Annotated in this window: 21 protein-coding genes; 8 read left to right on the top strand and 13 right to left on the bottom strand. The window is 63.6% G+C overall.

Annotation, left to right across the window (positions count from 1 at the left end; genetic code table 11):
• Positions 1-327: 327 nt before the first annotated feature.
• The 4 genes from ACFX5Q_RS23950 to ACFX5Q_RS23965 all read right to left on the bottom strand — a co-directional run bounded on the left by ACFX5Q_RS23950 (position 328) and on the right by ACFX5Q_RS23965 (position 3,624).
• Positions 328-2,031, bottom strand: a complete 1,704-nt coding sequence (locus ACFX5Q_RS23950) for a SulP family inorganic anion transporter (RefSeq protein ID WP_404282011.1) — start codon at positions 2,029-2,031, stop codon at positions 328-330.
• Positions 2,032-2,110: 79 nt separating this feature from the next.
• A complete protein-coding gene (locus tag ACFX5Q_RS23955) occupies positions 2,111-2,377 on the bottom strand; it encodes a helix-turn-helix domain-containing protein (protein WP_192178138.1) in 267 nt (88 codons plus the stop codon).
• A 91-nt stretch (positions 2,378-2,468) separates the two neighbouring features.
• Positions 2,469-3,170 (bottom strand): phosphatase PAP2 family protein, encoded by a 702-nt coding sequence (locus ACFX5Q_RS23960; RefSeq protein ID WP_404282013.1) that lies wholly within the window; start codon positions 3,168-3,170, stop codon positions 2,469-2,471.
• 112 nt (positions 3,171-3,282) lie between these two features.
• A complete protein-coding gene (locus tag ACFX5Q_RS23965) occupies positions 3,283-3,624 on the bottom strand; it encodes a hypothetical protein (protein ID WP_192178136.1) in 342 nt (113 codons plus the stop codon).
• A gap of 194 nt (positions 3,625-3,818) precedes the next feature.
• On the opposite strand from ACFX5Q_RS23965, the gene ACFX5Q_RS23970 reads away from it, so the two are divergent.
• Both ACFX5Q_RS23970 and ACFX5Q_RS23975 read left to right on the top strand, forming a co-directional pair.
• Positions 3,819-5,822: a PhoX family protein gene (locus ACFX5Q_RS23970; protein WP_404282015.1), complete on the top strand. Its 2,004-nt coding sequence runs from the start codon at positions 3,819-3,821 to the stop codon at positions 5,820-5,822.
• 143 nt (positions 5,823-5,965) lie between these two features.
• The gene (locus ACFX5Q_RS23975) at positions 5,966-6,190 is read left to right on the top strand and encodes a hypothetical protein (RefSeq protein WP_006200566.1); all 225 of its coding nucleotides are present in this window, start codon (positions 5,966-5,968) and stop codon (positions 6,188-6,190) included.
• Between the two features lie 29 nt (positions 6,191-6,219).
• Here ACFX5Q_RS23975 and ACFX5Q_RS23980 read toward each other — a convergent pair whose 3' ends face one another.
• Entirely contained in the window at positions 6,220-6,900 is a 681-nt protein-coding gene (locus ACFX5Q_RS23980; protein WP_404282017.1) for a GNAT family N-acetyltransferase, read from the bottom strand.
• Complete coding sequence (locus tag ACFX5Q_RS23985; RefSeq protein ID WP_404282019.1) at positions 6,897-7,388, bottom strand: MarR family winged helix-turn-helix transcriptional regulator; 492 nt, start codon at positions 7,386-7,388, stop codon at positions 6,897-6,899. The genes ACFX5Q_RS23980 and ACFX5Q_RS23985 overlap by 4 nt, the downstream gene beginning before the upstream one ends.
• A 272-nt stretch (positions 7,389-7,660) precedes the next feature.
• Between ACFX5Q_RS23985 and ACFX5Q_RS23990 the strand changes: the two genes are divergently transcribed.
• Positions 7,661-8,698: a phosphatidylglycerol lysyltransferase domain-containing protein gene (locus ACFX5Q_RS23990; RefSeq protein ID WP_404282021.1), complete on the top strand. Its 1,038-nt coding sequence runs from the start codon at positions 7,661-7,663 to the stop codon at positions 8,696-8,698.
• A 13-nt stretch (positions 8,699-8,711) separates the two neighbouring features.
• Here ACFX5Q_RS23990 and ACFX5Q_RS23995 read toward each other — a convergent pair whose 3' ends face one another.
• Both ACFX5Q_RS23995 and ACFX5Q_RS24000 read right to left on the bottom strand, forming a co-directional pair.
• Positions 8,712-9,473, bottom strand: coding sequence for an ABC transporter permease (locus ACFX5Q_RS23995; protein WP_006206179.1), 762 nt, complete (start codon positions 9,471-9,473; stop codon positions 8,712-8,714).
• Between the two features lie 14 nt (positions 9,474-9,487).
• Positions 9,488-10,414: an ABC transporter ATP-binding protein gene (locus ACFX5Q_RS24000; protein ID WP_404282023.1), complete on the bottom strand. Its 927-nt coding sequence runs from the start codon at positions 10,412-10,414 to the stop codon at positions 9,488-9,490.
• Between ACFX5Q_RS24000 and ACFX5Q_RS24005 the strand changes: the two genes are divergently transcribed.
• The 3 genes from ACFX5Q_RS24005 (at position 10,401) to ACFX5Q_RS24015 (ending at position 13,010) form a co-directional block, all read left to right on the top strand.
• Positions 10,401-10,532 carry a hypothetical protein gene (locus tag ACFX5Q_RS24005; protein WP_404282025.1) on the top strand — a complete coding sequence of 44 codons (132 nt, stop codon included), beginning with the start codon at positions 10,401-10,403 and terminating at the stop codon, positions 10,530-10,532. The two genes, ACFX5Q_RS24000 and ACFX5Q_RS24005, sit on opposite strands and share 14 nt — an antisense overlap.
• A 110-nt stretch (positions 10,533-10,642) precedes the next feature.
• Positions 10,643-12,004, top strand: a complete 1,362-nt coding sequence (locus ACFX5Q_RS24010; protein ID WP_404282027.1) for a cytochrome ubiquinol oxidase subunit I — start codon at positions 10,643-10,645, stop codon at positions 12,002-12,004.
• A 1-nt stretch (position 12,005) separates the two neighbouring features.
• Entirely contained in the window at positions 12,006-13,010 is a 1,005-nt protein-coding gene (locus ACFX5Q_RS24015; RefSeq protein WP_404282029.1) for a cytochrome d ubiquinol oxidase subunit II, read from the top strand.
• Positions 13,011-13,147: 137 nt separating this feature from the next.
• On the opposite strand, the gene msrA is transcribed toward ACFX5Q_RS24015, so the two are convergent.
• The 3 genes from msrA to ACFX5Q_RS24030 all read right to left on the bottom strand — a co-directional run bounded on the left by msrA (position 13,148) and on the right by ACFX5Q_RS24030 (position 15,096).
• Complete coding sequence (gene msrA / locus ACFX5Q_RS24020; protein WP_404282031.1) at positions 13,148-13,885, bottom strand: peptide-methionine (S)-S-oxide reductase MsrA; 738 nt, start codon at positions 13,883-13,885, stop codon at positions 13,148-13,150.
• A 156-nt stretch (positions 13,886-14,041) separates the two neighbouring features.
• The gene (locus ACFX5Q_RS24025) at positions 14,042-14,317 is read right to left on the bottom strand and encodes a pentapeptide MXKDX repeat protein (RefSeq protein ID WP_404282032.1); all 276 of its coding nucleotides are present in this window, start codon (positions 14,315-14,317) and stop codon (positions 14,042-14,044) included.
• A gap of 74 nt (positions 14,318-14,391) precedes the next feature.
• Positions 14,392-15,096: a DUF1223 domain-containing protein gene (locus tag ACFX5Q_RS24030; RefSeq protein ID WP_404282034.1), complete on the bottom strand. Its 705-nt coding sequence runs from the start codon at positions 15,094-15,096 to the stop codon at positions 14,392-14,394.
• Between the two features lie 189 nt (positions 15,097-15,285).
• On the opposite strand from ACFX5Q_RS24030, the gene ACFX5Q_RS24035 reads away from it, so the two are divergent.
• Positions 15,286-15,657, top strand: a complete 372-nt coding sequence (locus ACFX5Q_RS24035) for an endonuclease domain-containing protein (RefSeq protein WP_404282036.1) — start codon at positions 15,286-15,288, stop codon at positions 15,655-15,657.
• Positions 15,658-15,762: 105 nt separating this feature from the next.
• Here the strand turns inward: ACFX5Q_RS24035 and ACFX5Q_RS24040 are convergent, their stop codons facing one another.
• Together ACFX5Q_RS24040 and ACFX5Q_RS24045 are read right to left on the bottom strand one after the other, a co-directional pair.
• A complete protein-coding gene (locus ACFX5Q_RS24040; protein WP_404282037.1) occupies positions 15,763-16,110 on the bottom strand; it encodes a hypothetical protein in 348 nt (115 codons plus the stop codon).
• Positions 16,111-16,125: 15 nt separating this feature from the next.
• Entirely contained in the window at positions 16,126-16,512 is a 387-nt protein-coding gene (locus tag ACFX5Q_RS24045; RefSeq protein ID WP_404282039.1) for a hypothetical protein, read from the bottom strand.
• 163 nt (positions 16,513-16,675) lie between these two features.
• Between ACFX5Q_RS24045 and lepA the strand changes: the two genes are divergently transcribed.
• Entirely contained in the window at positions 16,676-18,481 is a 1,806-nt protein-coding gene (gene lepA / locus ACFX5Q_RS24050; protein WP_404282041.1) for a translation elongation factor 4, read from the top strand.
• Positions 18,482-18,489: the final 8 nt, after the last annotated feature.

The raw sequence follows: 18,489 nt of genomic DNA on the forward strand, positions 1-18,489 counted from the left end.
CAACGTCTCCAGACGCGTCGACGGCGTGAACTTGAAAAATGCGCTTGGCCAGATCAAGGCCCACGGTGGTAATCTGCATGGCGGATGGCTCCTTAGCTCGGGTTGCCTGACAGCAAACCCACTGTGGCACTGTGATGCCGGGAGCGGGAGCCATCCACCTCATCTGCTTTCAGGAAAGGGCGATGCTGGTTTCTACGGCCGAAATGCGGCGCAAAGCTGCCGTTCGCGTGGTGGAAGACGTAGGTCGGCTTCGGGTCAAAGGTTGACGTTCAACGGGCGAACATCCTTGCACTGACGAGGTGACCACCGACCGGCAAATCTTGCTCGCTACTCTCGGTTCCCGGCCAACTGTGCCCGTGCATCCCGGATCGAGGCGGCGTAGGTCACAAGCGGCCGTTTGACGCCGTGGTTGATCAGCATGCGCCTTGTCTGTGGCGAAGCGCCGGCGATGATGAAGCGCACGCCGGCGCGTCTGGCCTTGTGGGCCGCACCCTCGATGACATTGGCCGCCGTCGAATCGAAGAACGGCACCGCCGAGCAGTCGAGGATGAAGTTCTTGCGTTGGTCGGCGATACGGTCAAGCACTGTGCCGACGGTCGAAGCGGCGCCGAAGAAGAACGCGCCCGAGATCCGGTAGACGACGGTATCGGCATCGCTGGCCTCGCTGGAATCATAGGTGCTGGCGCTGTCTGCCACGTCCTCCGGCACCAGCGATTGATCGGCCTCGACCGCAATGCTCTTGGCCATGCGGTCGATGAACAGGATCGAGCCCAGCACGAAGCCGACGACGATGCCTTCGGTGAGATCGCGGAAGACGACGATCAGGAAAGTCGCCAGCAGCACCAGCGCGTCGCCGCGCGACGTGCGCAGCAGTGTGGCGAAGGCCTGCTTCTCGACCATGTTCCAGCACACCACCGCCAGCACGCCGGCCAGCGCTGCCAGAGGGATGTAGCTGGCTAAGGGTGCAGCCACCAACATCAGCACCAGCAGGATCACCGCATGGATCATGCCGGACACCGGCCCGTGCGCGCCGGCCCGCACATTGGTGGCAGTGCGGGCAATGGTGCCGGTGGCGCAGATACCGCCGAACAGGGCCGATGCGATGTTGGCAAAACCTTGCGCCACCAGTTCGCAGTTGGAACGGTGCCGCCGTCCGGTCATGCCGTCGGCGACCACGGCCGACAGCAGCGATTCGATCGCGCCGAGCAGCGCAAAGGCGATGGCATCCGGCAGCACGTCGATCATCCTAGCGAGGCTCACCGACGGGAAGGCCGGCCATTGCAGGCTGCGCGGGATGCCGCCGAAACGGGTGCCGATCGTCTCCGCCGGCAGCGAAAGCAGCGCCACGATGACCGAGGCCAGCCCGATGGCGATCAGCATCGCCGGCCATTTCGGCCGCCAGCGCTTCAGCAAGGCGATGGCCACGATGGTCAGCACCGCCACGAAGGTCGCTGAGAGGTTGATCGTGCCGGCCGCCTCGCCGACCGCCATCAGCTTCGGCACCAATGGCCCGGGTTCCTTGCCGGCAAGCTTCAGCCCGAACAGTTCGACGATCTGGCCGGAAAAGATGATGACGGCGATGCCGGCGGTGAAGCCGACGGTCACCGGATAGGGGATGAACTTGATGTAGGTGCCGAGCCTCAGATAGCCGATGACGAGCAGGAAGATGCCGGCCATCATCGTCGCCAGCAGCAGCCCGTCGACACCGACCCGCGCCGTGGTCGCCGCCACCAGCACGATGAAGGCACCGGCCGGCCCGCCGATCTGGAAGCGGCTGCCGCCGAGCGCCGAGATGATGAAGCCGCCGACGATCGAGGTGTAGAGGCCGCGCTCCGGACTCACGCCCGAGGCAATGGCGATCGCCATCGACAGCGGCAGCGCCACGATGGCGACAGTCAGCCCGGCGATGGCATCGGCCCTGAAGTGCTCGAGCGTGTAGCCCTCGCGCAGCACCGTCACCAGTTTGGGCGTGAACAGTTCAGAGAAAGTTGGCCGTACCGGTTGATGCGTCTTCCGCCGGATCTGATCCATGGACTGCCTTCCGCGTCTCGGAGGCGGCGGGGATCGTCGGCAGGATGTCGGCGGTCGCCGTCGCGACTTTCTTGCGGGCTCAGTTCTGTGGGTTCTGCGGCGCTGGCTTGAGGCGTACGCCCCTGCCGCCGCGCTCGCTGGCCTGGTTCTCGCCGATCAGCTCCACCCCGGCCTCGTCGAGGGCCTGGATGACCTTCATCAGCGTGTCGACCACGCCCCTGACGACGCCGTCGCTCGCTTCCATGCGCTGGATGGTCGGAAGCGAAACTCCGGCGCGCTCGGCCAGCGTCTTCTGATCGATGCCGGCCAGCGCCCTTGCGGCGCGCATCTGCGCGGCGGTGATCATCGGCCAGAACCCTTGTCTGAGTCTGCAGTGTCAATGGATAATATAAGGATCATGATGTTTCAAGCATCATTACAAACAGATGAAACATGGGTCATTCGCTATCCGTCACCGCTTTGCGCCGCTGCAGCACGCGCGCCACGAGCCAGCACAGCATGGCCCAGGCGAAGCCGGCGCACCAGCCGGCCAGCACGTCGGAGGGCCAGTGGACGCCGAGATAGACGCGACTGATGCCGACCAGCACGGTGGTCAGCACCGCGAGGCAGAGCACAAAGATCTTCGTCGTCCGGCCATGCAGGAAGCGGGCCGCCAGCGAGCCGAGCGTCAGATAGGTCACCGCCGACAGCATGGCGTGGCCGCTCGGGAATGAGAACGACGTCTCGTTGACGAGATGCGAGACGAGATCCGGCCGCGGCCGATCGATGCCGGCCTTCAGCAGGCTGGACAACACCTGGCCGCCGGCCACGGCGACGAAGATCAGCAGCGCCGTTGCCGGCCTGCGGATCATCAAGAGATAGACGATCACCGCTGCCGTGATCAGCACCAGCACACTGGCGCTGCCGAGGCTGGTGATGTCGCGCATCGCCCCTTCCAGCCACGGCGGCCCGATCGGGCTGTCGGGTTGGCCCGCCTTGCGGAAGGCGAGCAGGATTTCGGTATCGAAGGCATGCGCCGTGCTCGCCCGCGCCACCTCCATCAATTCCTCGAAACCCCACAGCCCGCCGGCGATCACCAGGCCGGCCAGCAGCACCGGGAATTCGATGCGGTTGAGCAATGCGTGAGCGAAGGTCTTCATCGGGTCCCGCTAGAGTGGTTCATCGTTTCACGGAAACGCCGAACCGCTCTTTCCCTTTGTTTTTGGCGCAATTCCGAACGGAAAACCGTTTCACACTTTTCCTGAAATTGCTCTAGAGGCGCGTTTGCAGATAGGGCCCGAGCATGATCAGCGCCACCGCCGCGACCGCCAGCACGATGCCGGTCGCCTGCAGCGCGTTGACGCGTTCGCCGAAGAACACCAGCGCCACGACATTGACCGACACCAGTTGGATCACCGCCGACAGGCTGAACGACACCGACATGCCGAATTCGCGGATCAATCTCAGCATGATAAGATTGCCCAGCGAATAGAGCGCCAGCGTCACCACGATCTTGCCCAGGCTCGGCGCCAGCCCCCATTGCTTGGCCGCCGTTGCCGCCAAGAGGAAGATCACGGTCGAAATGCCGAGCTGAAGTAATCCGGAAAGACTCACTTTTTGCCCCTGAATGACGTTTGTGGCAGCCCTTGTTTCCGAAGCGTGCCGGGACGTCAAGCAACGTCCATCGCACCAAGGTCCGGCTGGTGATTGAACCCGGCTTAAAATGTCACGAAAGTGTGATCAGCCGACTGTAAGGGTCGAACAGGTACCCATGCTCCAGCCACACCAAAAAGCCAGAGGCAAGTCTCATGACCGACGATCGCTCCCCCGACGCCCGTTTCCGCACCAGCCTGCTCGAGGAAAATGACGGCCCGGCCACCAACCCTACCGACAACCGCACCATGGGAGAGATCATAGCCTCGCGCTTCTCGCGCCGCGGTTTTCTGAAAGGTTCGCTCGCCGTCTCGGCCATTGCCGCCACCGTCAGCCCGCTGGCATTGGTCAGCGCCAACAATGCCCGCGCCGCCGAAGGTTCGGCCTTCTCCTTCGACGAGCTCGAAGCCGGTATCGACGACAAGCATCACGTAGCACCCGGTTACGATGCCGATGTGCTGCTTCGCTGGGGCGACCCGCTGTTTGCCGATTCGCCTGAATTCGACCCGACGAAGCAGTCGGCCGAGGCCCAGCTGAAACAGTTCGGCTACAACAACGACTATGTCGGCTATATCCCGATCGACGGCTCGGCCGAGCACGGCCTGCTGGTCGTCAACCACGAATACACCAACTCGCACCTGATGTTTCCGGGCATCGTGAAAATCGTCGACAAGGACGGCAAGAAGGCGCTCGAAGTCGCACCGCTCAGCAAGGAGCAGGTCGATGTCGAGATGGCAGCACACGGCGGCACCATCGTCGAGATCCGCAAGGACGGCGGCAAATGGCAGGTCGTGCGCGACGGCAAGCTCAACCGCCGCATCAGCTCCAACACCGAAATGGCGCTGTCCGGCCCTGCCGCCGGCCATGACCGCCTCAAGACCAGCGCCGACCCGTCCGGCACCAAGGTCATCGGCACCTTCAACAATTGTGCCGGCGGCGTCACGCCCTGGGGCACCTATGTCATGGCCGAGGAAAACATCCACGGCTATTTCTCCGGCGAACTGCCGGCCGACCACAAGGAAGCCACCAACTACAAGCGCCTCGGCATTCCCGAAGGTGCCTATGAGTGGGGCGCGCACTATGACCGTTTCGACCTCGCCAAGGAACCGAATGAGGCCAATCGCTTTGGCTGGATCGTCGAGGTCGACGTCAACGACCCAGCTTCGACGCCGCGGAAGCGCACCGCCATGGGCCGCTTCAAGCATGAGGGCGCCGAATCGATCGTCGCCAAGGATGGCCGCGTCGTCTTCTATCTCGGCGATGACGAGCGCTTCGACTATGTCTACAAATTCGTCACCAAGGGCACGTTCAACCCGAACGACCGTGCCGCCAACATGAACCTGCTCGACGACGGCACGCTGCATGTCGCCAAGTTCGTTGAGGACGGCTCGGTCGAATGGCTGCCGATCGTCTTCGGCCAGGGCCCGTTGACGGCCGAAAACGGTTTTGCCGATCAGGCCGACGTGCTGATCGAGACGCGCCGCGCCGCCGACCTGCTCGGCGCCACCAAGATGGACCGCCCCGAGGACATCCAGCCCAATGCCGGCAACGGCAAGGTCTATGTCATGCTGACCAACAATTCCAAGCGCAAGGCAGAGCAGGTCGACGCCGCCAACCCGCGCGCCGAGAATGCCTTCGGCCACATCATCGAGATCGTCGAGGACGGCGGCGACTTCACCTCCACCAAGGGCAAGTGGGAAGTGCTGCTGAAATGCGGCGATCCCGCGGTGGCCGAAGTCGGCGCCACCTTCTCGACGGCGACGACAGCCAATGGCTGGTTCGGCATGCCGGACAATTGCGCCGTCGATTCGGCCGGGCGCTTGTGGGTCGCCACCGACGGCCAGGGCCCGAAGGCCACCGGCCGCACCGACGGCCTGTGGGCGGTCGACACCGAAGGCACCGCGCGCGCGACGTCAAAGCTGTTCTTCCGCGTGCCGATCGGCGCCGAAATGTGCGGCCCGCTGTTCGCGCCGGACGACCAGACCGCTTTCGTCGCCGTCCAGCATCCGGGCGACGGCGGCGAGGACTGGGAGCCCTTTGGCCGGCCGTCCTACTATGAGGACCTGTCGACCCGCTGGCCCGACTTCAAACCCGACATGCCGGTGCGGCCGTCGGTGGTCGCCATCACCAAGCAGGGCGGCGGCAAGATCGCGGTCTGACACGGCCAGTCTGGAGAGATTGGACAATCGAGGAGGGATTTCGGCAACCCGAAATCCCTCCCTTTCTATTTAGGGATCTATCAAGCCTCGGGAAAGATTGGCAATTTAAGCGTGGCGCCCTAGGTCTTTATCAGGAGATCGCCATGCCGAAATCCATTTATGATCGTGGCCTGCTCAAGCCTGCTGATATCGCCAGGCTGCAACGCGTCTTTGACGAAGCCTGCCAGCGGCGCGAAGCCCATCCCGAGTCAGCCGAGGCGCGGGAAATCGCCCTGACCCTGCTTGCACTGCACAACGCCGGCATGGTCGAGGAGGACATGCTAATGGAAGCCGTTGGTTTCCGGCGGCTTGATTCAAAGTCGGCTTGATGTCCACGGGAACAGCCGCTCACGCGCCCCTATGCAGCATGTTGGACCACGGCCATATTCATCGTGCTTCTCAGCCGGAAGCCAATCGACTCGTATAGTCTTATGGCCGCAGCGTTGGTGACATAGGCATGGAGATAGGGAACTTCGCCGCGCGCCATGATCTGGTTTGCCACGAACAGGGACAGCAGCCTGCCCAGGCCGCGGCCGCGAAAGTCCGGATGCGAGCACACGCCACTGAGTTCGGTATAGCCAGGTTGCTTCATGCGGTCGCCGGCCATCGCCGCAAGTCTGCCGTCGATCTTCACGCCCCAGAAATCGCCGAGGCTCAACGCCTCAGCCGTGAACGGGCCAGGCTTGGTGACCGATGCCAGGGCGAGCATGTCGGCGGCGTCGTTTCGCGTCAGGCGTTGCACACGCTCGTCGGACACGATCGGCAACGGCTGTTCGGCTGTCATCTGCACCAGGCACGCGGTCGAAACCGCAGAAAGCTCCGCAGGCAAGACGATTGCATCCGCCTGGACCAGGATGGTGCTCTCGAGTGGGGGAATGAGCCTACTGAGCGCCTGCTGGCTTTCCACGTCGTCCGCGGCAGTGCCGGCGAAAGGAACAATTGATGGCCAGTATCGCCTAGCGAGGTTGTCGCCTTGCGCGAAAGCCTTATGTCGTGTCGCGAGCGCGCTCCATATAGGGCGGTCAAGCAGGTGCTTCATTGCACGACTGCCCCGGCCTTCTCGACACGACGGTCGATGGGAGCCGCCGCAAGCCCGTCTTCGATGGCGGCCAGTTGATCCAGAAGCGGCCCCGAAAGATCTGCACACAAATCCGCGACGGCTTTCTCGATGCGTGGCCAGACGTCGCGCTTCGCAACATCGACCAGCCGTCGACCGTCCCGGGTGAGCGAGACAATCCTGCGCCGCTGGTCGTTGTTTGACTGGCCGACTTCGACCAACCCCAATTCGGCCAGAAGCGAGACGCTTCGCGTGACGCCCGGCTGCGCAATCCCAAGAGACTGCGCCAGTTCACCGACCGGCAGCGGCCCGAGCCTGTCGAGCGCGGCAAGGAGCGGATACTGGCTCGACTGAACCGGGACATCCAGGCGATCGAGCACTCGCTGCGTATCCGCCTGCAACTGCTCGCCTAAACGCTTCAACCTGCTGCCCAGGCACAAGAAGCCAAGAGATCGAATGACGTCTTCCATGATCAATCCGTCTAGACGAAACAATAACATGTTATATAATAATGCATGGAAAGTCAAAGGCCTCTGCCGTAGGGCGCAACTCGAGCGAGTGATGGCCCAGGGAATAAGGCCGCTGCCATCCGCCGCCTTTTGGCCGAGATTGCCCTGCAGATGGCGCCGATTGCGCCCTCTATGGCGCATGCGCGATATGATCGATAAATCAGGTCGCGTCAGTGCGACTGATTCGAGGCCCGTGGGCTGGCGGGTCTTCCTTTTCGACACGCGGACCGGCCATGCCCTCCTTGCGCATCATCATCGACAGGTTTCTTGAAGGCGCAGCACCCAAGGTTCCGCGCCAGGAGCTGACGCATGTCGAGCGCCTGGCGCTGGTTCGCCGGCATGGCGATTTCTCGCTCGCCTACTCGACCGCCGTGCAGCAGAAACTGTCCTATTTCGGCGACAGCGACGGCTACATCGCCTTCGGTACCAAGATGAAGCACCATTTCGCGCTCGGCGACCCGGTGGTCCATCCGCCTGACCGGCTCGCCTACATCAGACGTTTCGTCGAAGCCGCCGGTGGCCCCTGGTTCGTGCAGATCGGTGCCGAGACCGCGCGCGTGCTGGCCTCGCTCGGCTATCAGGTCAACCGCTTGGGTATCGACACCAGGCTGCCGCTGCCCGACCATGATTTCTCGGGCAAGCGCAACGAAACGGTGCGTTACTCCGAGCGTTGGTTGCTGAAAAAGGGCTATTCCTTCGAGGAAGACAGGCGCAGCATCTTCCTCGACGAGATCGCCAGGCTTTCCGAGAACTGGCGCGGCGAGCGCATCGTCAAGCGCTGGGAGATGGGCTTCCTCAACCGGCCGTTCGCCGACCATCTCGGCATCGACATGCGCCGTTTCGTGCTGCGCGGCCCCGATGGCGAGCTCGTCGCCCTGCTCGACTTCGATCCGCTGTTCAGTGGCGGCAAGGTCATCGGCTATACCACGGCCTTCAAGCGCAAGCATGTCGACGCCACCCCGCATGCCGAGATCGGCCTGACCAAATTCGCCGTCGACCGCTTTCGCGAGGAAGGCATTTCCGTCGTCACGCTGGGCCTGTCGCCGCTGGTCGACATCGAAGCCAGCGGCTTTGCCGAATCGAACTTCTGGCGCGGCACCTTCCAGCGCGCCTACGGTTCCGCATGGGTCAATCGCTCGAAGTTCAATTTGCAGGGCCAGGCGGCGTTCAAGCGCCGCTTCCACGGCCAGGAGCAGCCGACCTATATCGCCTTCCGCAAGGGGACATTTGTCGAAATGCTGGGGCTACTGCGGCTGGTGAAGGCAATCTGAACCGGCCGACCGGTCAGTTCCTTAGCCGGTAGCCCGTCCTGAAGATCCAGGCGACGATCGCTATGCAGATGAGCAGAAAGACGACAGTCATGCCGAGGCTGATGCCGACCGAGACATCCGACTTGCCGTAAAAGCTCCAGCGGAACCCGCTGATCAGATAGACGACCGGATTGAACAGCGTCACCGTGCGCCAGATGTCGGGCAGCATGTTGATCGAATAGAAGCTGCCGCCAAGGAAGGTCAGCGGCGTGATGATCAGCAGCGGCACCAGCTGCAGCTGCTCGAAGCTCTTGGCCCAGATGCCGATGATGAAGCCGAACAGGCTGAAGGTCACCGCGGTCAGCACCAGGAAGGCGAGCATCCACACCGGATGTTCGATGTGGAGCGGCACGAACAGCGACGCCGTCGCCAGGATGATCAGGCCAAGGATGATCGACTTGGTCGCCGCACCGCCGACATAGGCAATGACGATCTCAAGATAGGAGACCGGCGCCGACAGCAGCTCGTAGATCGAGCCGACGAATTTCGGGAAATAAATGGCGAAGGAGGCATTCGAGATCGACTGCGTCAAAAGCGACAGCATGATCAGCCCGGGCACGATGAAAGCGCCGTAGCTGATGCCGTCGATCTCGGTGATGCGCGAGCCGATGGCCGAGCCGAAGACGACGAAATAGAGCGATGTCGAGATGACCGGCGAGATGATGCTCTGCAGCACGGTGCGAAAGGCGCGCGCCATTTCCACCCGGTAGATTGCCCATACTGCACGAAGATTCATGGCCGCGCGCAGGTTCATGGCTCTTGCCTCAAAAGATTGACGAATATCTCCTCGAGCGAGCTGTTTTGCGTGTCCATGTCGCGGAAATGGATGCCGGCGGCCTCGAGGTCGCGCAGAAGCGAGGCGACGCCTGGCCGATCGCTCTGGTTGTCATAGGTGTAGGTCAGCTGCTGGCCGTCCGGCGACAGCTCGAGCGCATAGCGCGAGAGCTTTTCGGGGACGGTGGCGAGCGGGCTGCGCAGCTCCACCAACAGCCGCTTGCGGCCGAGTTTGCGCATCAATTCGGCCTTGTCGTCGACCAGGATGATCTCGCCGCGGTTGATGACGCCGACGCGGTCGGCCATCGCCTCGGCCTCCTCGATGTAATGCGTGGTCAGGATGATGGTGACGCCATCCTCGCGCAGCCGGCGCACCATCTCCCACATGTCCTGGCGCAGCTCGACGTCGACGCCGGCCGTCGGCTCGTCGAGGAACAGCACGCGCGGCTCGTGCGACAGCGCCTTGGCGATCATCAGCCGGCGCTTCATGCCGCCCGACAGCGTGATCGCCTTGGCGTCCTTCTTGTCCCACAGCGAGAGGTCGCGCAGAACCTTCTCGACGAATGCCGGGTTGGCCGGCTTGCCGAACAGGCCACGGCTGTAATTGACCGTCGCCCACACGCTCTCGAAGGCATCGATGGTCAGTTCCTGCGGCACCAGCCCGATCAGGCTGCGCGCGGCGCGATAGTTCCGGTTGATATCGTTCCCGTCCACGGTGACGGTACCGGACGAGCGGTTGACGATGCCGCAGACGATCGAGATCAGTGTCGTCTTGCCGGCACCGTTCGGCCCGAGCAGCGCGAAGATCTCGCCGCGCTCGATGTCGAGGTTGATTTCCTTCAGTGCCTGGAAACCGGTGGCGTAGGTCTTGGTGACCCCGGAAATCGATATGATTGATGGCATGGCTGAAAACGGCTGCCTGAAACGCGTTGTTGAGCGGAATCCGGTGAATGTCGGTGCGCGCGGCCGGAAGTCAATGCCGCTCCTGACAGTTCTGGCCATTGACAGTGTGTACAACTGACGATTTGCAGCCGGATGCTGCGACAACGCGCCCCGCGTGACGCCAAGCCACTTTGACCCGGTCGGGCTTGCGCCCTATTCTGCAACAACAAGCAGCAGCCGGAGCCCGCCATGGACCCGCTCATTCTGTCGCGCATCCAGTTCGGCGCGAATATCTCGTTCCACATTCTGTTTCCGGCGATCACCATTGCACTTGGCTGGGTGCTGCTGTTCTTCAAGTTGCGTTACAACGCGACCGGCGATTCCGCCTGGATGCGCGCCTATTTCACCTGGGTGAAGGTGTTCGCCTTATCCTTCGCCATGGGCGTGGTTTCAGGCGTCACCATGAGCTTCCAGTTCGGCACCAACTGGCCGGGCTATATGGAAACTGTCGGCAACATCGCCGGCCCGCTGCTCGCCTATGAGATCCTGACCGCCTTTTTCCTCGAGGCGGCCTTCCTCGGCATCATGCTGTTCGGCTTCCGCCGCGTCTCCAACCGTATCCACACCTTGGCCACGGTGCTGGTCGCCGGCGGCACGACGGTCTCGGCCTTCTGGATCATCGCGCTGAATTCCTGGATGCAGACGCCGGCCGGCTTCGAGATGCGCGACGGCGTGGCGCATGCCGTCGACTGGTGGGCGATCGTCTTCAACCCGTCCATGCCTTACCGGCTCGTCCACATGCTGCTTGCCTCGGGCCTGACGGTGTCCTTCCTGATCGCTGGCCTGTCGGCGCTGCGCTATCTCTACGGCGACCGTTCGGAATCGATGTGGAAGGCGTTGCGCACCGGCGTCTTCACCGCCGCGATCCTGATCCCGATCCAGATATTCGCCGGCGACCAGCACGGTTTGAACACGCTGGAGCATCAGCCGCAGAAGATCGCCGCCATGGAGGCCAACTGGAACACCGGCCCCAACGTGCCGCTGGTGCTGTTCGCGTGGCCCGACGAGGCAGCCAGGGAGAACAGGTTCGAGCTCGCCATTCCCGACGGCGCCAGCGTCGTGCTGCGCCACAGCACCAGCGGCGTCGTGCCGGGCCTCAACGACTATCCCGGCAACCATCCGCCGGTCTTCCCGGTGTTCTGGGGCTTTCGCATCATGGTCGGCACCGGCGTCCTGATGCTGATCGTTTCCTGGTCGGCAGCCTTCTTCCTCAAGCGCCGCCACAGCCTGCCAAAACCGCTGGCGCTGCTGATGGTGCCCATGACCATCTCCGGATGGGTGGCGACGCTCGCCGGCTGGTACACGACAGAGATCGGCCGCCAGCCCTGGCTGGTCACCGGCGTGCTGAAGACCGCCGACGCCGTCGGCCCGGTCGCCGGCAGCCATGTCGCGCTGACGCTTGCCGTCTATCTCATCCTTTATGTGCTGCTTCTGATCGCCTATCTCGGCGTGCTGGTGCACCTGGCGCTGAAGGCGGCCAAGGATGGCGACGCCTCGCCGCTGCCCGGCGTCATGAACGCGGCATTGTCGCAGCCGGCTGCGGGAGAGTGACATGACCTTCGACTGGCCAACCTTGCTCCCCCTGATCTTCGCCGGCCTGATGGGCCTCGCCATCCTGATCTACGTCATCCTCGATGGTTTCGATCTCGGCATCGGCATCCTGTTCGCGGCCGCCGAAGACGCCGAGCAGGACACGATGATCGCGGCGATCGGCCCGTTCTGGGACGCCAACGAAACCTGGCTGGTGCTGGCCGTCGGCCTGCTGCTGGTCGCCTTCCCGCTGGCCCACGGCACCATCCTGACGGCGCTCTACATTCCGGTGTTCCTGCTGCTGCTCGGCCTGATCCTGCGCGGCGTCGCCTTCGATTTCCGCGCCAAGGTGCCGGCCGGCAGGAAGCGTCGCTGGAACCGCATCTTCTTCCTCGGCTCGATCATCGCCTCGCTGGCGCAGGGCTATATGCTGGGCGTCTATGTGCTCGGTCTCGATGTCGGCTTCGGCGGCGTGGCCTTCGGCGCGCTGGTGGCGCTCTGCCTCGCCGCCGCCTATGCGGCGATGGGGGCCGCCTGGCTGATCTACAAGACCGAAGGCGAAATGCAGAAGAAGGCGGTGCGCTGGCTGCGTACGGCGCTGGTGCTCGCCGCACTCGGCATGGCGGCGGTGTCGCTGGCCACGCCCTTCGCCAGCCCGCGTATCTTCGACAAATGGTTCGTCTGGCCGCAAATGCTCTATCTGTCGCCGCTACCGATCTTGTCGGCGCTGCTGTTCGTCTGGCTGTGGCGGCAGACCTTCCGTCTGCCCAGGCCGGACGACCGCCATGCGCTGACGCCGTTCCTGACCCTGGCCGCCATCTTCGCGCTCGGCTTTGCCGGTTTGGCCTGGTCGTTCTACCCGTTCGTCGTGCCCGACAAGCTGACCATCTGGCAGGCGGCGTCGGCGCCCGAAAGCCTCGCCATCATCCTCGCCGGCACGGTCGTCGTGCTGCCGATCATCATCTTCTATTCCTTCTACGCATACCGCGTGTTTGGCGGCAAGGCGACGGACCTGACGTATGATTGAGACGACAAAGGCTGGAGTCAGGGGCGGCGCATCAATACCTTCGTCATCCTAGGGTCTCCGCGACGTCGCTTCGCTCCTGCTCCGCCCTAGGATGACGAAGGGAAGGAAGGAGGGCATCGCTGCCCGCCCCCCAACCCTCAGTTACTGGCCGAAAGCACCAGCACCGGCTTTTCGCTATAAAGCTTCGGGAACATCGCCTTCAAATTCGCCACCTTGGGCAGGTCGTTGTAGACGATGTAGGGATAGGTCGGGTTCAGCGTCAGAAAATCCTGGTGGTAGTTCTCCGCCGGATAGAAGGCCTTACCGGTCTCCAGCGTGGTGACGATCGGCTTCGAAAACACCTTGGCCTTGTCGAGTTGGGCGATGTAGCTCTCGGCGATCTTCTTCTGCGCGTCGTTCTCGGCAAAGATGGTCGAGCGGTACTGGGTGCCGCTGTCCGGGCCTTGATAGTTAAGCTGCGTCGGATTGTGCGCCACCGAGAAATACACCTGCAACAGCTGGCCATAGGTTACCTTGGACGGGTCGTAGGTGATCTCGACCGATTCCGCGTGCCCGGTGCGGCCGGTGCCGACCGTCTCGTAGACGGCGTTCTCCTGGCTGCCGCCGGCATAGCCGGAAACGGCGCGGCTCACGCCCTTGACGTGCTGGAACACGCCCTGCACGCCCCAGAAACAGCCGCCGGCGAAGACCGCCTTCTCGGTGCCGCTGCTGGCCTTCTCGTCCAGTGCCGGCGGCGGGATCACCACCGCGTCCTCGGCCGAGACGGCCGGGCCCTGCCACAGCGCGGCCCCCGCTGCCGCGAGGATGAGGGCGGCCAGCGCGCCCCTGGCGAAATTGGCCGATCGCCGCGCGGCTTTTTTGTGAATGCCGGTCATGTCTGATCTCCCATGATGGTGTCCTATTATATGGCGGATCGCACCGCCCTTGTCTCACATTGCCGTGCGCCGCATTCCGGCTCGGCCCAAAAAGGCACCGTCCCTGACCTGGACAGGGAACGGCCATGGCCAGGGACGGCCGGAGGCGAGCCGAAGCTAGCTGGCCGCCCCCATCGCGTCGCAGGCCTTGGTCGCCTCGTCCTTCTTCATGGCGTCGGTTTCCATGGCGGCCTTGTCCATGCAGTCCTTCTTCATCGCATCGGTCGCCATCGCCGGTTTCATTGCGGCCGGTGCCGGCTTCATCGCGTCCGTGGCCATCGCGTTAGCCGGCTTCATCGCATCCTCGGCGCGCGCGATGCCGCCGGCAAACAGCGCCGTCGAGCAGAGCGCGAAGGCGAGTGCCGGCAGCGTCAGGCGAGAGAAATGGGTCATGGTGGTCTCCTCTGGAGGGTTGATGGCGCGAGGGCCGGGAAGTGCGCCGCCGCTCCATGCGGCGTCGCAAATTGCTAGTTGGTGGCGGCGGCCAGGATCGGCCCGCCGGGCGACTGCACCAGCACGGCGGTGCTCAGATCGCCGGAATCGGCGGGCAGGGAAAACGCCGTCGCCTCGCCCGTCCAGTTGCCGAGCTTCTTCAGCGCATGCACGACATTGGCGTGCGGCAAGGTGCGGCCGGTGTTTTCGCCGCGCGCCACCGGCACCTCGATGACGCCCTGGCGGTAGCGCACCAGCCAGACATCGGCGCGCCCGGCGGGCGCCTTGCCGGCGCCGATGGCGATCTTGCCGTTGGCGAGCGACAGCGAAGGGCCGTTTATGCGGCCGCTGCTGGCAATCAGCTGCTCGATCTCGCCGGGACGCGCACCGACCGCATCGGCATCGCCATTGACCACCACTTGCGGCGTGAACGGGCCGGATCGGCCGAGCGCCGGCTCATAGTTCACCTGGCGCTGCGTGAATTCTTCTCTGCCGAACGTGTCCTTCCAGCCGAGATAGTCCCAGTAGGTGACGTTGAACGACAGCGCCAGCACGCCGGACCGGTCCTTGACCTTGATCAGATTGGCATTGGCCGGCGGGCAGGAAGAGCAGCCCTGGCTGGTGAACAGCTCGACCACGGTCAGCGGCTGGGCAGAGACGGCACCCGTTGCGGCAAGCGCCAGCAGCACCGCACCGGCGCCAAGCCGCATCGCGCCCCTTATCGCCTTTGATCCAGTCATCTTGGGTCTCCGTTGCAAGCTGGGGCCATGACAACGGTTTCGCCGGCGCGGGGCGCTTCGTTACATCGTTCACCGCTTCGTGATCGGCGTTCTTTCCTTCTCCCCTTGTGGGAGAAGGTGGATCGGCGCGCAGCGCCGAGACGGATGAGGGGTGCTGGACGGAACGCAACGGCTGGTTAATCTGACGCCATGCCGCATCAGCCCGTTCCACCAGCCAAACGCAGCTTTGCCCGTTCACTTCGGCGCGAAATGACGGAAGCGGAAGGCAGGCTATGGCACGAACTGCGGGATCGCAGGCTCGACCGGATAAAATTTCGGCGTCAGATGCCAGTCGGAAGATACGTCGCCGATTTCGTCTGCTTCGAAGCCGGCCTGATCATCGAGATCGACGGCAGCCAGCACGCGAACTCTGATTCTGACCGGACCCGCGAAGCTGAGCTAAGGGCGAGGGGCTTTCGCGTGCTGCGCTTTTGGAATGACGATGTCCTGAAGGATTTGAACGCCGTCTGCGATACAATCATCGCCTGTGTGAGGGACATGAGCTTGCAGCCGTGGCGGTGATGGAGAGCCGCTAGCGCCAAGCTGGAACACCCCTCATCCGTCTCGGCGCTGCGCGCCGATCCACCTTCTCCCACATGGGGAGAAGGGAAGATCGGGCAGCGCCCCCTACTGCGTCAGCACCGTATCCGAAGGCCGCTGGTTGAAGTCGCACTTGCCGATCACGGTGTAGAAGAAGTCGGCGTTGGAAACCGCGGCCGGCACGGGATTGCCGCCGTCCTCCCAGGCCTGGTAGCCCGGCTCGCCGCAGGGCACGGCGGTGAAGATGTCGACGGTCTGGCCGGTTGCGATCTCGGGCATGTCGGTCGGGCTTGTGCCGATATAGAGCCGGTTGGAGGTGGCCGGATCGTTCGACTTCAGGATCTTCGGCGAGCCGGACGGCACGTCCATCTGCAGATAGAGGCTGCTCATCTGGCTGACGTCGACCACGGCGCCGGCGCCATTGGCGGGATACATCGTATCGACACAACCCTATTTGGTGCCACTCGAGTCCGTCTGGATGGCCGTTCCGGCGGGCAGGCTCTTCTGGAGGTCCTTCGTCTTGCCGACCACGCAGACCTGTTTCTGGACCGTCGTGGTGACGTCGGCGCCGCCCGAATTGGTGATGGTGTTCACAAGGGTTGTGCCGTAGCCCTTCGGATCGCCGGTGTTGCCATAGGTATAGGTGATCGTCATCAGCGGCTTGGCGGTGGTCGCACCGAACTTCGTGCCGTAGAGCGTCATCGTCTTGCCCCAGTAGCCCGACACCTTTGTGACCTTGAACGTGGTCTGCACCAGCGCCGGCCGCTTGCGCACCGCCGAGCCGACGGCGACCTGCACCGTGTCGATCCTGGCAATCTGCATGAAATTGGTCGGCATCGGATAGCTCGCCAATGCGCCGGAAGCGGCATGCCGCGCAGCCCTTCGCTGTCGCTTCGGGCGTTCGTTGTTCGGAAAGCCAAGCAGTTGGCTTTCCGTCCGCTGCGCGGACCACGCCCCACCCCGCTTGCCCCTGCAACCCGCCCCTGCTAAAGGCCGCCGCATGACCACCCCGCTCGACCACATCCGCAATTTCTCCATCGTCGCCCATATCGACCATGGCAAATCCACGCTTGCCGACCGGCTGATCCAGTCCACCGGCGGGCTGGAGCTGCGCGACATGAAGGAGCAGGTGCTGGACTCGATGGACATCGAGCGCGAGCGCGGCATCACCATCAAGGCGCAGACGGTGCGGCTGAAATACCGCGCCAACAATGGCGAGGACTATATCCTCAACCTGATCGACACGCCCGGCCATGTCGACTTCGCCTATGAAGTGTCGCGGTCGCTGGCCGCCTGCGAGGGCTCGCTGCTGGTCGTCGACGCCAGCCAGGGCGTCGAGGCGCAGACGCTGGCCAATGTCTACCAGGCCATCGACAACAACCACGAGATCGTCGTGGTGCTGAACAAGGTCGACCTGCCGGCCGCCGAGCCCGAGCGCATCCGCGAGCAGGTCGAGGAAGTGATCGGCATCGACGCCTCCAACGCCGTGCTGATCTCGGCCAAGACGGGCTTGGGCATTCCCGATGTGCTGGAAGCGATCGTCCACCAATTGCCGCCGCCGCGCGAGGGCGATGTCGCCGCCCCCTTGAAGGCGATGCTGGTCGACAGCTGGTACGACGCCTATCTCGGCGTCATCGTGCTGGTGCGCATCATCGACGGCGTGCTGAAGAAGGGCCAGACCATCCGCATGATGGGCACCGGCGCCAAATATCTGGTCGAGCGCACCGGCGTCTTCACCCCTGCCCGCATCAATGTCGACGAGCTCGGCCCCGGCGAGTTCGGCTTCTTCACCGGCTCGATCAAGGAAGTGGCCGACACCCGCGTCGGCGACACCATCACCCAGGACAGGCGCGCCACCGCGCAGGCCCTGCCCGGCTTCAAGCCGGCGCAGCCGGTGGTGTTCTGCGGCCTGTTCCCGGTCGACGCCGCCGATTTCGAGGATCTGCGCGCCGCGGTCGGCAAGCTGCGCCTCAACGACGCCTCCTTCTCCTATGAAATGGAAACCAGTGCCGCGCTCGGCTTCGGCTATCGCTGCGGCTTCCTTGGCCTGCTGCATCTCGAAATCATCCAGGAGCGGCTGGAGCGCGAGTTCAACCTCGACCTCATCGCCACCGCGCCCAGCGTCGTCTACCGCCTGGCTCTCAATGACGGCACGGTCAAGGAACTGCACAATCCGGCCGACATGCCCGATGTGGTGAAAATCTCGGCCATCGAGGAGCCGTGGATACGCGCCACCATTTTGACGCCCGACGACTATCTCGGCGGCATTCTAAAGCTCTGCCAGGACAGGCGCGGCATCCAGGCCGACCTGTCCTATGTCGGCAAGCGCGCCATGCTGACCTATGATCTGCCGCTCAACGAAGTGGTCTTCGATTTTTATGATCGCCTAAAATCGATCTCCAAGGGCTACGCCTCCTTCGACTATCATCTGACCGACTACAAGGAAGGCGACCTGGTGAAGATGTCGATCCTGGTCAACGAGGAGCCGGTCGACGCGCTGTCGATGCTGGTCCACCGCACGGCGGCGGAAAAGCGCGGCCGCCAGATGTGCGAGAAGCTGAAGGAGCTGATCCCGCACCATCTGTTCAAGATCCCGATCCAGGCCGCGATCGGCGGCAAGGTCATCGCCCGCGAGACCATCTCGGCGCTGCGCAAGGATGTCACCGCCAAGTGCTACGGCGGCGACGTCTCGCGCAAGCGCAAGCTGCTCGACAAGCAGAAAGAGGGCAAGAAGCGGATGCGCCAGTTCGGCAAGGTGGATATCCCGCAGGAGGCTTTTATCCAGGCCTTGAAGATGGGGGATTGAGAGCGGTG

This window comes from Mesorhizobium sp. IMUNJ 23033, assembly GCF_044778005.1.
GTDB lineage: Bacteria > Pseudomonadota > Alphaproteobacteria > Rhizobiales > Rhizobiaceae > Mesorhizobium > Mesorhizobium amorphae_A.